The sequence below is a fragment of the Streptomyces sp. NPDC020780 genome (assembly GCF_044334475.1).
Taxonomy (GTDB): Bacteria; Actinomycetota; Actinomycetes; order Streptomycetales; family Streptomycetaceae; genus Streptomyces.
The window spans coordinates 376,926-391,154 of record NZ_JBIRTB010000005.1; the positions used below are offsets into that span (position 1 = coordinate 376,926).

The following is a 14,229-nucleotide window of genomic DNA, read 5'->3' on the forward strand; positions in this document are numbered from 1 at the left end:
GACCCCGTACGACCGGGCAGGCAGAGGTTGCCGGACCACGCCCCATGGAGGACAAACAGGATGTCCTGAAGACAGAGCCGGTCCGACACCGGCCGAGCCCCAGCGACGACTCCGGCCAAGGTGGCGACAAGGTCTCGATCAACGCCTACGGCTCATCGTCCACGATCAACGATCGAACGCCCGCACGCGCGACCACGTCAACAAGATCCTTGTGGGAGTTGAGGCTCAGGCCGGGGCACCGGCAGGACGTCCGGCGAGAGCGTACCGGCCTGCGCGGCGGCGCTCGTCATGCGGCGGCGGTGGTGACGCCGGCACAGCACCTCGTAACCGACCTTCGCGGCAGGCCCGTTCACATCACCGACGACGACCTGCTCACCCTCCACCACCATCTCGCCGCCCACGGTGCGGGCATTGTGCGTGGCACGCGCCCCGCACCAGCACATCGCCTCCACCTGGAGCGCCTCTATCCGGTCCGCCAGTTCGATCAACCGCTGCGAGCCCGGAAAAAGCCGGGCCCGGAAGTCGGTCGTGATACCGAAGGCGAACACGTCGAGGTCCAAGTCGTCCACGACCCGCGCCAACTGGTCGACCTGCTCGGACGCCAGGAACTGCGCCTCGTCCACAATCAGATAGTCGACCCTGTCGCCCCGCGTCATACGCCCCACGACATAGGCGTACAGATCCATTCCCGGCACCGCCTCGACGGCGTCCGTCACCAGACCGAGCCGTGAGGAGAGCTTCCCCTCCCCCGCCCGGTCGTCACGCGTGAAGATCACGCCCTGCAGACCCCGCGCCGACCGATTGTAGATTCGCTGTAGAGCAAGTGTGCTCTTTCCGCAGTCCATCGTTCCGGAGAAGAACACGAGCTCGGGCATGAGAAGTCGGGCGCCTTTCGGTGTGGTGCGAGGGGGCGTTGCGAGGTGGCGGTCCGAGCGGGACGCCGCCTGCGGGGATGCGGGCTACGAACGTACTTCCAGAAGCGGAACCAGCTGCTCCACGGCTGTCAGCGAGCCGTGCATGCCTGCCATCGCCGACTCGTTGGGCTCGTTCACCGAGGCGGTGATCACCACGTCGTCGTGGGCGGCCGCGACGACGTCGCCGATCCTGCCGTACACCCGCTCGTCCACGCGCGGCCCGAACCAGCCCGCCGCGACGGCCTCGTCCCGGCTCGCCACCCAGAACTGCTCGCCGAGCACCTCGCGCCAGACGGTCAGGACATCGGCCTCCGCCCCGGGAACCGCGTAGACGTGCCGGGCGCGGCCCTCGCCGCCGAGCAGGGCGACGCCGGCCCGCAGCTCCCAGTCCTCGTCGAAGTCGATCCGTGACTGCTCGTCGAACGGGATGTCGATCATGCCGTGGTCCGCGGTGACGTAGAGCGCCGAGCGGGGCGGGAGCTGTTCGGCGAGGCGCTGGGCGAGCCCGTCGACGTACATCAGTTGGCCCCGCCAAGCGTCGGAGTCGATGCCGAACCGGTGGCCCTTGCCGTCGACCTCGCTGTAGTACGTGTAGACGAGGGACCTGTCGCCCGCGCCGAGCCGCTCGGCAGCGACGTCCATCCGCTCCTCACCGGAGAGCCGGCCGAGGAACGAACCGCCGCTGAGCGCGACCTTGGTGAGCGGGGTCTGCTCGAAGGACGGCGCGGAGACCTGGGCCGTCCGCACGCCCGCCGCGTCGGCGAGCCGGAAGACGGTGGGGTGCGGCTGCCAGACCTTGGGCGCGGTCCACGGCTTCCAGCGGAGCTGGTTCATCAGCTCGCCCGTCTCCGGGTTGCGGACGGTGTAGCCGGGAAGGCCGTGCTCGCCCGGGGGCAGACCCGTACCCACGGAGGCGAGCGAGGTGGCCGTGGTGGACGGGAAGCCCGCCGTGACCGGCCGGCCGGTGCCGCCGCGCGAGGTCGGAAGCAGGGAGTGCAGGAACGGCGCCTCGTCGGGGTGCGCCTTGATCTGTTCCCACCCGAGCCCGTCGATCAGGAAGACGCAGTTCCGGTCGGCGGGGGTCAGTTCCGGAATCCTCGCCTCGAAGCCGGGTACCCCCTGTCCGGCAGCGAGGGTCGGCAGCAGGTCCGCGAGCGAGCCGCTGCCGTACTCGGGCACGGGGGCGCTGTCGGGAGCGAGCAGAACGGGGTCCTGCCAGGCCGGCTGGGCCATCAGCGGCCGGTCGCCGCGGTCGCGGCCGTGGCCTCGGAGAGGGACTGCGCGAAGGCGAGGGTCTGGCGCACCGCGTCGGGGCCGTCACCGGCCTCGCTGACGCGCAGGCTCAGGTCGTCGGCGGTGGAGCTACCGGTGTAGCCGTGGTCGGCCTCGCAGTTGGGGTCGCCGCAGGCGGCGGGTTCCAGATCGATCCGGGACACGGCCCCCCAGCCGATGGTCAGGACGACCTCGCGGGGCAGGGTGCCGGCCACGTACTTCTCCGGGTTGGCGACCACGCGGCTGACCACGACGGAGGAGATCCGGTCGAGCTTGACGGACTCGGTGGACGTCGTGGCGTACGGCGTCGGGGAGCTGGTGTCGGCGGCCTGCTCGTCGGTGTGGCTGACGATGAAGCGGGTCTCCGTCAGCACGAGGACGGTGACATGGCGGCGCACCTCGTTGGAGTCGAAGGTGGTCTCCTGGTGCACCAGGTACGAAGCGACCGGCTCCCCGCCGACAGCGGCCTCCACCGCCTCGGCCACGAGGGCCGGGTAGTAGCCGCTGCGCTCGATCGCCGCGCGCAGCCCCTGGGTCGTCGTACCGGTCTTTGCCATGAGGACCATCCTACGGGGGGTGGGTGACTGCCGGGGACGCGCTGCAGGGGTCGGCACGGGGCGTGCGCGGGTCCCTCGGGCTGTCCCGCACTCCCTGGTGGATCGGTGCACGGCACCGGATGCGGTGCGTCGCAGGGCGCAAGGCGCGTCCGCGTACCGCACGTATGCGGACGTGCCGGTGACGCGGCGAGGTGGTGTGACAGTCGTCGTGCGCCCGCGCGGGACGACGGGACCGGCCTCGGTGTCGTGCGCGGGGCGCTCGCGAAGCCGTCACCGTGGGTGGAGAGCGCCGGTCAGTAGCTGGGGAGCCGGCGGGGGCCTAGGTCGGTACGGGCCGGAGGCGGGGCAAGCCGGACGCCGGCGCCGAGGACGGTCAGGCCGTGCGTGGCGACCACGACGGGTTCCAGCGCGACCGACACGACCTCGGGGTGGTCGTCGACCAGCCGGGAGAGCCGCAGCAGCAGCTCCTCCAGCGCCGCGGTGTCCGCCGGGGCGGAACCGCGCCAGCCGAAGAGCATCGGCGCCGCCCGGATGGAACGCACCAGGTCGGCGGCGTCGCGGTCGGTGGCGGGGACGAGGCGGTGCGCGGTGTCGCCGAGGAGTTCGGAGGGCGCGCCGGCCAGGCCGAAGGAGAGGACCGCCCCGGCTGCCGCGTCGATCGACGCCCGTACGACGGTGTCGACCCCTCGCGGTGCCATGGCCTGGACGACGGGCCGGAGTTCGGCGGGTGTGCCGAGGAGTTCGGTCAGTTCGCCGTAGGCGCGGCGCAGGGCGCCCTCGCCCGCGAGGTCGAGCCGGACTCCCCCGAGGTCCGCCCGGTGGCGGAGGTGCGGAGCCGTGGTCTTGAGCGCGACCGGGTAGCCGATCCGCGCGGCGGCGGCGACGGCGGTCTCCGGATCGGGAGCCGGGAGGGCCGGCCGGACGGTGATGCCGTACAGCCCGAGCAGGTCGCCGGCCTCGTCCGGGGTGAGGGGGCGGCCGCGAGGGTCGGAGTCCTTGCCGAGGAGCCCCTCGATCAGCGCTGCGGCTCCCTGCTCGTCGATGGTCTCGTCGAGGAACTCGGGCACCTTGCCGGGGACGGCCGCCTGACGCCTCCACTGCGCGTACTTCACCGCCTCGCCGAGCGCGCGGACGGCCCGCTCGGCGGCCGGGTAGGCGGGGATCCGCCCCGCAGGGACTCCCGGGGTACAGGTGCCGGAGGCCGCAGGAGGTGAGGGAACCGCAGGAGAGACCGGAGCCGCAGGAGGCGGAGTCACAGGGGCCGCAGGAGGACCGTCCGGGGTGCGTACGTCTTCGCGTACGCCCTGTCCGGACGTGGGCGGGTCGGGCGGGGTGGCCGTGCTCGTGGCTGCCGCCAGGGCCTCTGCCAGGCCGCCCATCTCCACGTGCACCACCGCCACCGGCTTGGCCGGACCCGTGGCCGCCGCCTCACGCAGCGCGGCGGCCAGCACCTCGCCGTCCCCGGTCTCCGCCTCGCCGTTCTCCCCCACCCACGGGATCGCGGTGACGACGACGGCGTCACACGTCCGGTCGGCGAGCGCTTCCGCCAGCGCGTCGCGGAAGTCCTGCGGCCCCGCCGCCGTGGTGAGGTCGCGCGGCGGCCTCGGGCGCAGCCCCTCGGCCAGGCAGGCGTCGTACGTCAGGAGGCCGAGCGACTCGGAGTTGCCGAGGATCGCGACCCTGGGGCCGGCGGGCAGGGGCTGGCCGGCGAGGAGCAGGCCGGCGTCGACCATCTCGGTCACCGTGTCGACGCGGATCACGCCCGCCTGCCGCATCAGCGCGGAGACCGTCGCGTCGGGGATCCGGCTCACCGGGACGGCGTGGCCTTGAGGGGCCGAGCCGCTGTGCCGGGCGCCCTTCACCACGACCACCGGTTTCACCGCCGCCGTGCGGCGGGCGAGCCGGGTGAACTTGCGCGGGTTGCCGAGCGATTCGAGGTAGAGCAGGGCCACGTCGGTGTCCTGGTCCTCGAACCAGTACTGCAGGAAGTCGTTGCCGGAGACGTCGGCGCGGTTGCCCGCGGAGATGAACGTCGACAGGCCCGCGCCGCGCCGGTGGAGGCCGGAGAGCACGGCGATGCCGATGGCGCCGGACTGGGTGAAGAGCCCGATGCGTCCGGCCGCGGGCGACTCGGGGGCGAGGGAGGCGTTCAGCCGGACGGCCTCGGAGGTGTTGATGATGCCGAAGGCGTTGGGGCCGATGATCCGCATGCCGTACGAGCGGGCCTGCCGGACCAGTTCGCGCTGGCGCTCCCGGCCTTCGGTGCCGCTCTCGGCGTATCCGGCGGAGAGCACGACGAGCCCCTGGACCCCGTGTTCCCCGCAGTCGGCGACCGCCTCCGGCACCCGGTCGGCGGGGACCGCGACGACCGCAAGGTCGACCCGCTCCCCGATCTCGCCGACGGAACGGTACGCGGGCACGCCGTCGATCGCTCCCTGGCCGGCGGCGAAGGACCGGTTCACCGCGTACGCGCGTCCGGTGAAGCCCGAGCCCAGCAGGTTGCGCAGCACCGTGCGGCCGACCCCGCCGGGTGCCCGGCCGGCCCCGACGACGGCGACCGAGCCGGGGGCCAGGAGGCGCTGCACGGAGCGGGCCTCGGCCCGCTGTTCACGGCCGCGCTGGACGGCGAGGGACTCGGCGGTCGGCTCCAGGTCGAGGGTGAGGTGGACCGACCCGTCCTCGAAACTGCGCTGCTGGGTGTACCCGGCGTCGCGGAACACCTTGATCATCTTGTTGTTGGCGGGCAGGACCTCGGCGGCGAAGCGGCGGATGCCCCGCTCCCGGGCGACGGCCGCGATGTGTTCGAGAAGCGCCGAGGCCACGCCGCGGCCCTGGTGGGCGTCCTGGACGAGGAAGGCGACCTCCGCCTCGTCGGCGGGGGCGGACGCGGGCCTGCCCTGGGCGTCGATCCGGTCGTAGCGGACAGTGGCGATGAACTCGCCGCCGATCGTGACGGCCAGGCCGACCCGGTCGACGTAGTCGTGATGGGTGAAGCGGTGCACGTCCTTGGCGGAGAGACGCGGGTACGGCGCGAAGAAGCGGTAGTACTTCGACTCGGCGGAGACCTGCTCGTAGAAGCTGACCAGCCGCTCGGCGTCGTCCGTGGTGATGGGCCTGATGCGCGCCGTACCGCCGTCGCGGAGCACCACGTCGGCCTCCCAGTGGTCGGGGTACGCGTGAGGCGGACTCTGCTCCCGGGTCGGCTCCATGGACAAAGCCTACGGCCAGGCACACCGGTAGCGGAGGGTTCGGGGCGGGGGCACGCTGAGGGGTGCCGCCGGCGGTGGGCGACCGGGGCCGGAGGCGGGGCACGGCAGCATGTGCCGCATGAGAGACTGGTCTAGACAACCATTGATTCGTGAAGGGCAGAACCATGGCTGAGCGCCGCGTCAACGTCGGTTGGACCGAGGGCCTGCACGCCCGCCCCGCTTCCATCTTCGTCCGTGCCGCCACGGCCTCCGGCATCCCCGTGACGATCGCCAAGGCCGACGGAAACCCGGTCAACGCGGCCTCCATGCTCGCGGTACTCGGCCTGGGCGCCCAGGGCGGCGAGGAGATCGTGCTCGCGTCCGAGGCCGACGACGCCGAGGCTGCCCTGGACCGTCTGGCGAAGCTGGTCGCCGAGGGCCTGGACGAGCTTCCCGAGACCGTCTGATCCGGCTGGTTTCCGCCGGAGCCTCTTGGGCACCTGAGCCGCGGCATCCCTTTCCCGGGAGCCGCGGCTTTCCCGTTCCCGGGTGTACCGGAACCCGCCTTCAATGACCGCCGAGCGGCCGGTAAATCCTGAAGAAGGGCAGCAGAAAGAAATCCCCCGGGAATTACCTTCTTTGTATACGGCGCCGTTGTTAATGGCGTAGCCCCACGATGTTTACGGCGTGTTGCGAAGTGCTCACCCGCGTTCCGCCCGTCGCCGCGCGCCCCGTCCGGCCCACGCGGCGCAGCCGGTGCGCGGCGGTGGCGCGTTCGGCGTGCTGGGCGGCGAGGGCCCTGGCGCGTTCCGCATCTCCGCGGGCCACGGCGTCCACGATGGCTCCGTGCTCGGCCCACGAGTCGGCGGGCCGGACCGGCTGCTCGACGGTGTACATCCAGGCGATCTTGTGGCGGAGCTGGGTGAGCAGCGCGATCAGCGCGGGGCTGCCGGACGCCTGGGCCAGCGTCTCGTGGAACCAGCCGCCCAGCGAGCGCAGATCCTCCCCCTCCCCGCGCCGCACCCGCTCCTGCCCCAGCCTGACCAGCCCGCGGAGCACCTTGAGGTGTGCCTCGCTGCGGCGCTGCGCGGCTCGCGCGGCGCCCAGCGGCTCCAGGAGCATCCGGATCTCCAGCAGGTCGGCTGCCTCCTCTTCCGTGGGCTCGGCCACGCAGGCGCCGGCGTGCCGGCGGGTGACGACGAACCCCTCGGACTCCAGGGTGCGCAGCGCCTCGCGCACCGGGACGCGGGAGACGCCGTAACGACGCGCGAGTACCTCTTCGGTCAGGCGGCTGCCGCGCGCGAAGACACCGGAGACGATGTCGTCACGGACAGCCGTGCATACCGAATGCGCGGGAATACGCATGTCCGAACCTCCGCCTTGATCCCCGCGGAACGCGGCCGATCGACGCCTGTTCTGTGACTCTATTGCAATCCGCCGTAATTCCCGACGGCGGGGTCGAATTCATGGATATCTTCTGGCCACGGACGGCTTCGGCCAGATGCGGATCCGGAAGGGTCTGTGGGGTCCGTGGGGTCCGTGGGGTCGCCGGGGCACGCCGAAGGCCCCGGCGGGCTTGGGGCCTTCGGTGGAGTGGCGCCGCGCCGACCGGGGGCCGTCCCGGGCGCCGGACCTGTCAGACCTGGACGCCGTGGGCGCGGAGGTATGCGACAGGGTCCATGTCCGAGCCGTACTCCGGGCTCGTCCGCGCCTCGAAGTGCAGGTGCGGCCCCGTGGAGTTGCCCGTCGAGCCCGAGAGGCCTATCCGCTCACCCGAGGCGACGCTCTGGCCGACGGAGACGCCGATCGAGGAGAGGTGGCCGTACTGGGTGTACGTGCCGTCCGCCATCCGGAGCACGATGTTGTTGCCGTACGCACCGCCCCAGCCCGCCTCGACGACCGTGCCGGCGCCGACCGCGACCACGGAGGTGCCGGAGGCGGCGCGGAAGTCCACACCGGAGTGGCTGCCGGAGGACCAGAGGGAGCCGCCCGACTTGTAGCCGGTGGTCACGTACGAACCGGCGACCGGGAGGTGGAAGGCGTTGAGCCGGGCGCGCTCCGCGGCGCGGGCGGCGCGTGCCTTCTCCTCGCGCACCTCGGCGGCACGGGCCTCCGCCTTGCGCTTCGCCTCGGCCTTCGCACGGGCCTCCGCCTCGGCCTGCGCCGCCAGGTCGGCCTGGTGCTGCTGGGCCTCGGCCTGGGCCTCGATCTGAGCGGCGAGGGTGGTGTCGATGGCGACGGCCTGGGTCAGTCCGGTGGTGCTGACTGCGGGGGCGTCGGAGTCGGCGGCGAGGGCGGGGGACGCCGTGGCGCCGACGGTGGCCAGGGCCGCGATGCCGACGGCCCGGGCGCCGTGGCGCGACAGGCGGCTCGGGGCACGGTGCTTCCCGGTGGCACGGGTGAACGCCATGGAGGAGTTGATCCTTTCCTTCCTTCTCGCCTACCGGGTTAGCTGACGGGTTCGGAGCAGGAAGGTCTCCTACGGGCCCCTGCGTCCCGCACGGGACGCAGGGGCCCGATTCACCCCAGGGACTGCGTGGGTCCCCGGCTCCCCAGGCTCGCGCCTGACGGGGACTCGGCGATGGCTGCCCGGTGCCGCGGTCGCGGCTGATGTCCGGCGGACAGCCGAGCCGACGCTAGGACGGGCGCCTGTCGTTCACCAAACGAAGACGGGCTTTTGTCACACATCCCACAGGGCATACCGGATGATCATCACTCAAGCCGGACAAAGAGACGGGCCCCGGCGCGGCTTCACTCGCCGGGGCCCGTCCGCTGCCGCTGGGTCAGCCGCTGACGACCGACACCTCGCCGATACCCAGTGCCCTGACGGGCTCCGCGATCTGCGCGGCGTCCCCGACGAGGACGGTGACCAGCCGGTCCACCGGGAAGGCGCTGACCACCGCGGCGGTCGCCTCGACGGTGCCGGTCTCTGCCAGGCGCGCGTACAGCCGGGCCTGGTAGTCGTCCGGAAGGTGCTGCTCCACCTGGTCGGCCAGGGTGCCCGCGACGGAGGCCGCCGTCTCGTACTTCAGCGGGGCCACCCCCACGAGGTTCTGCACCGCGGTCTCCCGCTCGGCGTCGGTGAGCCCTTCGGCCGCCAGGGTCCGCAGGACCGTCCACAGGTCCGCCAGCGCGGGACCGGTGGACTCCGTGTCCACGGAACCACTGATGGCGAGCATCGCCGCGCCGGTCGCCCCCGTGGAGGAGCCGGGCGCCGCCGAGCGCAGGACCTGACCGAAGGCCCGGACCCCGTACGTGTAGCCCTTCTCCTCACGCAGCACGCGGTCCAGCCGCGAGGTGAGGGTGCCGCCCAGGCAGTACGTGCCGAGGACCTGGGCCGGCCACACGCTGTCGTGCCGGTCCGCGCCGATCCGGCCGATCAGCAGCTGCGTCTGAACGGCACCGGGCCGGTCCACGATGACGACGCGGCCGGTGTCGTCCGCGGTGATCGGCGGCACGGGCCGGGCTTGGGCGGTGTTGCCCGACCAGTCGCCGAGCGTGTCGGCCAGGAGCGCGTCCAGGTCCACGCCGGTGAGGTCACCGACGACCACCGCCGTCGCCGTGGACGGGCGGACATGGGCGTCGTAGAAGGCGCGTACGGCCTCGGCGTCGATCCGGCGCACCGTCTCCTCGGTGCCCTGGCGCGGGCGCGACATGCGCGCCGTGGCCGGGAAGAGCTCCTTGGAGAGCTGCTTGGCGGCGCGCCGGGCCGGGTTGGCCTGCTCGTGGGGGATCTCGTCGAGCCGGTTGCCCACCAGGCGCTCGATCTCGCTCCCGGAGAGGGCCGGGGCGCGCAGCGCCTCGGCGACCAGGCCGAGCGCCTTGGCCAGCCGGGAGACCGGGACTTCCAGGGAGACCCGGATGCCGGGGTGGTCGGCGTGCGCGTCGAGCGTGGCACCGCAGCGCTCCAGCTCGGCGGCGAACTCCTCCGCGGAGTGCTTGTCCGTGCCCTCGGACAGGGCCCGCGCCATGATCGTGGCGACCCCGTCCAGGCCGTCGGGCTCGGCGTCCAGCGGCGCGTCCAGGAAGATCTCCACGGCGACGACCTGCTGGCCGGGGCGGTGGCAGCGCAGCACGGTCAGCCCGTTGGGCAGGGCGCCGCGCTCGGGCGCGGGGAAGGCCCACGGCCTGGCCTCGCCGGCGGTCGGCTGCGGGTGGTACTCCATCGTCACTCCAGTCACGGCGGCGTCGGTCACTTGTCGGCCCCCTCGTGCGCGCCGGCGGTGTCCGCCGGAGCTTCCTCCGCCGTTCCCCCGGCCTCGTCGGCCGGTTCGACCGGCTCGTAGACCAGGACCGCGCGGTTGTCGGGCCGCAGATGGGCCCGGGCGGCGTCCCGTACCTCCTCGGCGCTCACGTCGAGGACGCGCCGCACCGCGGTCAGGGCGAGCTGCGGGTCGCCGAAGAGTACGGCGTACCGGCAGAGTTCGTCGGCACGGCCAGCGACCGTGCCGAGCCGGTCGAGCCACTCGCGCTCCAACTGCGCCTGGGCCCGCTCCATTTCCTCGGGGGTGGGGCCCTCCTCGGCGAACCGGGCCAGCTCCTCGTCGACGGCCGTCTCGATCTGCGGCACCTCGACGCCACCGGACGTCTTGACGTCCAGCCATCCCAGGGAGGGCGCTCCGGCGAGCCTGAGCAGCCCGAATCCGGCGGCGACCGCCGTACGGTCGCGTCGCACCAGGCGGTTGTGCAGGCGGGAGGACTCCCCGCCACCGAGCACGGTGAGGGCCAGGTCGGCGGCGTCGCACTCCCGTGTCCCGTCGTGCGGCAGCCGGTAGGCGGCCATCAGCGCACGGGCGGGAACCTCCTCGTGGACCACTTCGCGCAGCTGCTCGCCGATGATGCCGGGGAGCGTGCCGTCGCGCGGCGGCTGCTTGCCGTCGTGGGACGGGATGGAGCCGAAGTACTTCTCGACCCAGGCCAGGGTCTGCTCCGGGTCGATGTCCCCGACCACCGAGAGCACCGCGTTGTTGGGCGCGTAGTACGTGCGGAAGAACGCCTGGGCGTCCTCGAGGGTCGCCGCGTCCAGGTCGGCCATCGAACCGATCGGCGTGTGGTGGTACGGGTGGCCCTCCGGGTAGGCGAGCGCCGTGAGCCTCTCGAACGCCGTGCCGTACGGGACGTTGTCGTACCGCTGGCGGCGCTCGTTCTTCACGACGTCCCGCTGGTTCTCCATGGACTCCTCGTCGAGCGCGGCGAGCAGGGAGCCCATCCGGTCCGCCTCGAGCCACAGAGCCAGCTCCAGCTGGTGCGTGGGCATCGTCTCGAAGTAGTTGGTGCGCTCGAAGCTGGTGGTGCCGTTGAGGGAACCGCCCGCCCCCTGCACCAGTTCGAAGTGGCCGTTCCCCTTCACCTGGCCGGAGCCCTGGAACATCAGGTGCTCGAAGAGGTGCGCGAGTCCCGTGCGTCCCTCGACCTCGTGACGGGAGCCGACGTCGTACCAGAGGCAGACGGCGGCGACCGGGGTCAGATGGTCCTCGGAGAGCACCACGCGCAGGCCGTTGGCCAGGCGGTGCTCGGTCGCCGTCAAGCCGCCGGAGCCGGCCTGGGCTGTGGCCGTGTGACCCATGGGCATGTACGTCCCTTCGATCGGTACAGGTTTTCCTGCCGGACCTGCCACTGTAAGCAAGCGCACGGGCACCTGGCGAAGTTCCCGTCGGGTGAATGATGCCGTGGACGGTGCCGTACACAGGGGCTCCCGGGGGGCTCCGCAGGCCGCTTCGGACGGGTCGAGGTCGGCGTTGTCGGTGCGGCGGTCCACAATGGTCCGCGTCAGAACCCTGAGGTTGCCCGACAGAATCTGTGAAGGAGTCGCAGCCGCGATGGCCCGCCGCAGCACGAAGACCCCGCCGCCGGACGACTTCGAGGAGAAGATCCTCGACATCGACGTCGTCGACGAAATGCAGGGCTCCTTCCTCGAGTACGCGTACTCGGTGATCTACTCCAGGGCTCTGCCCGACGCCCGCGACGGCATGAAGCCCGTGCACCGCCGCATCGTGTCCCAGATGAACGAGATGGGGCTGCGCCCCGACCGGGGCTACGTCAAGTGCGCCCGCGTCGTGGGCGAGGTGATGGGCAAGTTGCACCCGCACGGGGACGCGTCGATCTACGACGCACTGGTGCGCATGGCACAGCCGTTCTCGATGCGGCTGCCCCTCGTCGACGGACACGGCAACTTCGGCTCGCTCGGCAACGACGACCCGCCGGCGGCCATGCGGTACACCGAGTGCCGGATGGCCGACGCCACCTCACTCATGACGGAGTCGATCGACGAGGACACCGTCGACTTCCAGTCGAACTACGACGGCCAGGAGCAGGAGCCGGTCGTCCTCCCCGCCGCCTACCCGAACCTCCTGGTCAACGGCGCCTCGGGGATCGCGGTCGGCATGGCGACCAACATGCCCCCGCACAACCTCGGCGAGGTGATCGCCGCCGCCCGCCACCTCATCAGGCACCCGGGCGCCGACCTCGAGACGCTGATGCGCTTCGTCCCGGGACCCGACCTGCCGACCGGCGGGCGGATCGTCGGGCTCGGCGGCATCAAGGACGCCTACGCCAAGGGACGCGGCTCGTTCAAGATCCGCGCGACCGTGGCCATAGAGAGCGTCACCGCCCGCCGCAAGGGGCTCGTCGTCACCGAACTCCCCTTCACCGTCGGCCCGGAGAAGGTGATCGCCAAGATCAAGGACCTCGTCGGGGCGAAGAAGCTCCAGGGCATCGCGGACGTCAAGGACCTCACCGACCGGGCCCACGGCCTGCGCCTGGTGATCGAGGTCAAGAACGGCTTCGTACCGGAGGCCGTGCTGGAGCAGCTCTACAAGCTGACGCCGATGGAGGAGTCCTTCGGCATCAACAACGTGGCGCTGGTCGACGGGCAGCCGCTCACCCTGGGACTCAAGGAGCTCCTGGAGGTCTACCTCGACCACCGCTTCGACGTCGTACGCCGGCGCAGCGAGTTCCGGAGGACCAAGCGCCGGGACCGGCTGCACCTGGTCGAGGGCCTCCTGGTCGCGCTCCTCGACATCGACGAGGTCATCCGCCTCATCCGCGACAGCGACAACTCCGCGCAGGCCAAGGAGCGCCTGATGGAGCGCTTCTCGCTGAGCGACATCCAGACCCAGTACATCCTGGACACGCCGCTGCGCAGGCTCACCCGGTTCGACCGGATCGAGCTGGAGGGCGAGCGCGACCGGCTGAACGACGAGATCGCCGGGCTGACCGCGATCCTGGAGTCGGACGCGGAGCTGCGCAAGCTGGTGTCGGGCGAACTCGCCGCGGTGGCGAAGAAGTTCGGCACCGACCGGCGCACCGTGCTGCTGGAGTCGGCCGGTTCGCAGGTCGCCTCCGTCCCGCTCGAGGTCGCCGACGATCCGTGCCGGGTGCTGCTGTCCTCGACCGGCCTGCTGGCCCGTACGGCCAACGCGGACCAGGTCGTCGCGGCCGAGGACGCCCCGCGTACGAAGCACGACGTGATCGTCTCGGCCGTCCCCGCGACGGCACGCGGCGACGTGGGGGCGGTGACGTCCACCGGGCGGCTGCTGCGCCTGTCCGTGATCGACCTGCCTCAGCTGCCGGACACCCACGCGGCTCCCAACCTGTCGGGCGGGGCGCAGGTCTCGGAGTTCCTCACCCTGGAGGCCGGCGAAGAGCTGATCTGCCTCACCACGCTGGACGAGGCGTCGCCCGGCCTGGCCGTCGGCACCCTGCAGGGGGTGGTCAAGCGCGTGGTGCCCGACTACCCGGCGAACAAGGACGAGCTGGAGGTCATCACGCTGAAGGACGGTGACCGGATCGTCGGCGCGGTGGAGCTGCGCACGGGCGAGGAGGACCTGGTCTTCATCACGTCCGACGCGCAACTGCTGCGCTACCCGGCCGCGCAGGTGCGCCCGCAGGGCCGGGCCGCGGGCGGCATGGCGGGCGTCAAACTCGCGGCGGGCGCGTCGGTGCTCTCCTTCACGGCGGTGGATCCGGCGGCGGACGCCGTGGTGTTCACCGTGGCCGGATCGCACGGCACGCTGGACGATTCGGAGCTGACCGCGAAGCTCACCCCGCTCGACCAGTACCCGCGCAAGGGCCGGGCCACCGGGGGGGTGCGCTGTCAGCGCTTCCTCAAGGGGGAGGACGTCCTGGTCTTCGGCTGGGCGGGCGGGGTGCCGGCCAAGGCCGCGCAGCGCAACGGCGCACCGGCGGAACTGCCGGCCCCCGACCCGCGCCGTGACGGTTCGGGCACGCCGCTGGAGAAGCCGGTCGCCGTGATCGCCGGACCGCTGTAGGAACGCGGCGAGGCCGGGGCGGCGACCG

At 72.2% G+C, this 14,229-nt stretch carries 10 protein-coding genes and 1 riboswitch; of the genes, 2 read left to right on the forward strand and 8 right to left on the reverse strand.

What is annotated here, in order from left to right; genetic code table 11:
• Nucleotides 1-197: 197 nt before the first annotated feature.
• From ACH4VO_RS12355 to ACH4VO_RS12370, 4 genes are all read right to left on the reverse strand, one after another.
• Complete coding sequence (locus ACH4VO_RS12355) at nucleotides 198-875, reverse strand: thymidine kinase (RefSeq protein WP_360988187.1); 678 nt, start codon at nucleotides 873-875, stop codon at nucleotides 198-200.
• 84 nt (nucleotides 876-959) lie between these two features.
• Complete coding sequence (locus tag ACH4VO_RS12360) at nucleotides 960-2,147, reverse strand: nucleotide pyrophosphatase/phosphodiesterase family protein (protein ID WP_360988189.1); 1,188 nt, start codon at nucleotides 2,145-2,147, stop codon at nucleotides 960-962.
• Nucleotides 2,147-2,743: a DUF5998 family protein gene (locus ACH4VO_RS12365; RefSeq protein ID WP_360988191.1), complete on the reverse strand. Its 597-nt coding sequence runs from the start codon at nucleotides 2,741-2,743 to the stop codon at nucleotides 2,147-2,149. Before ACH4VO_RS12365 ends, ACH4VO_RS12360 begins: the two co-directional genes overlap by 1 nt.
• A 293-nt stretch (nucleotides 2,744-3,036) precedes the next feature.
• Nucleotides 3,037-5,952, reverse strand: coding sequence for a GNAT family N-acetyltransferase (locus ACH4VO_RS12370; RefSeq protein WP_360988193.1), 2,916 nt, complete (start codon nucleotides 5,950-5,952; stop codon nucleotides 3,037-3,039).
• 164 nt (nucleotides 5,953-6,116) lie between these two features.
• Between ACH4VO_RS12370 and ACH4VO_RS12375 the strand changes: the two genes are divergently transcribed.
• Nucleotides 6,117-6,398 (forward strand): HPr family phosphocarrier protein, encoded by a 282-nt coding sequence (locus tag ACH4VO_RS12375; protein WP_360988195.1) that lies wholly within the window; start codon nucleotides 6,117-6,119, stop codon nucleotides 6,396-6,398.
• Between the two features lie 190 nt (nucleotides 6,399-6,588).
• Here the strand turns inward: ACH4VO_RS12375 and ACH4VO_RS12380 are convergent, their stop codons facing one another.
• The 4 genes from ACH4VO_RS12380 to ACH4VO_RS12395 form a co-directional block, all read right to left on the reverse strand.
• Complete coding sequence (locus ACH4VO_RS12380) at nucleotides 6,589-7,296, reverse strand: GntR family transcriptional regulator (RefSeq protein WP_360988197.1); 708 nt, start codon at nucleotides 7,294-7,296, stop codon at nucleotides 6,589-6,591.
• A gap of 271 nt (nucleotides 7,297-7,567) precedes the next feature.
• The gene (locus ACH4VO_RS12385; protein ID WP_360988199.1) at nucleotides 7,568-8,341 is read right to left on the reverse strand and encodes a M23 family metallopeptidase; all 774 of its coding nucleotides are present in this window, start codon (nucleotides 8,339-8,341) and stop codon (nucleotides 7,568-7,570) included.
• Nucleotides 8,342-8,354: 13 nt separating this feature from the next.
• Nucleotides 8,355-8,522: riboswitch (cyclic di-AMP (ydaO/yuaA leader) on the reverse strand.
• Nucleotides 8,523-8,714: 192 nt separating this feature from the next.
• Nucleotides 8,715-10,097 (reverse strand): pitrilysin family protein, encoded by a 1,383-nt coding sequence (locus tag ACH4VO_RS12390; RefSeq protein ID WP_360988365.1) that lies wholly within the window; start codon nucleotides 10,095-10,097, stop codon nucleotides 8,715-8,717.
• Nucleotides 10,098-10,123: 26 nt separating this feature from the next.
• Entirely contained in the window at nucleotides 10,124-11,503 is a 1,380-nt protein-coding gene (locus ACH4VO_RS12395; protein ID WP_360988201.1) for a pitrilysin family protein, read from the reverse strand.
• 247 nt (nucleotides 11,504-11,750) lie between these two features.
• On the opposite strand from ACH4VO_RS12395, the gene ACH4VO_RS12400 reads away from it, so the two are divergent.
• Complete coding sequence (locus ACH4VO_RS12400; protein WP_360988203.1) at nucleotides 11,751-14,201, forward strand: DNA topoisomerase IV subunit A; 2,451 nt, start codon at nucleotides 11,751-11,753, stop codon at nucleotides 14,199-14,201.
• Nucleotides 14,202-14,229: the final 28 nt, after the last annotated feature.

What these genes read in the sequence shown, in the direction of transcription:
- ACH4VO_RS12385 (WP_360988199.1), bottom strand. Translation starts at nt 8,341, where the DNA reads ATGGCGTTCACCCGTGCCACCGGGAAGCACCGTGCCCCGAGCCGCCTG.
- ACH4VO_RS12355 (WP_360988187.1), bottom strand. Translation starts at nt 875, where the DNA reads ATGCCCGAGCTCGTGTTCTTCTCCGGAACGATGGACTGCGGAAAGAGC.
- ACH4VO_RS12360 (WP_360988189.1), bottom strand. Translation starts at nt 2,147, where the DNA reads ATGGCCCAGCCGGCCTGGCAGGACCCCGTTCTGCTCGCTCCCGACAGC.
- ACH4VO_RS12370 (WP_360988193.1), bottom strand. Translation starts at nt 5,952, where the DNA reads ATGGAGCCGACCCGGGAGCAGAGTCCGCCTCACGCGTACCCCGACCAC.
- ACH4VO_RS12365 (WP_360988191.1), bottom strand. Translation starts at nt 2,743, where the DNA reads ATGGCAAAGACCGGTACGACGACCCAGGGGCTGCGCGCGGCGATCGAG.
- ACH4VO_RS12400 (WP_360988203.1), top strand. Translation starts at nt 11,751, where the DNA reads ATGGCCCGCCGCAGCACGAAGACCCCGCCGCCGGACGACTTCGAGGAG.
- ACH4VO_RS12395 (WP_360988201.1), bottom strand. Translation starts at nt 11,503, where the DNA reads ATGCCCATGGGTCACACGGCCACAGCCCAGGCCGGCTCCGGCGGCTTG.
- ACH4VO_RS12375 (WP_360988195.1), top strand. Translation starts at nt 6,117, where the DNA reads ATGGCTGAGCGCCGCGTCAACGTCGGTTGGACCGAGGGCCTGCACGCC.
- ACH4VO_RS12390 (WP_360988365.1), bottom strand. Translation starts at nt 10,097, where the DNA reads ATGGAGTACCACCCGCAGCCGACCGCCGGCGAGGCCAGGCCGTGGGCC.
- ACH4VO_RS12380 (WP_360988197.1), bottom strand. Translation starts at nt 7,296, where the DNA reads ATGCGTATTCCCGCGCATTCGGTATGCACGGCTGTCCGTGACGACATC.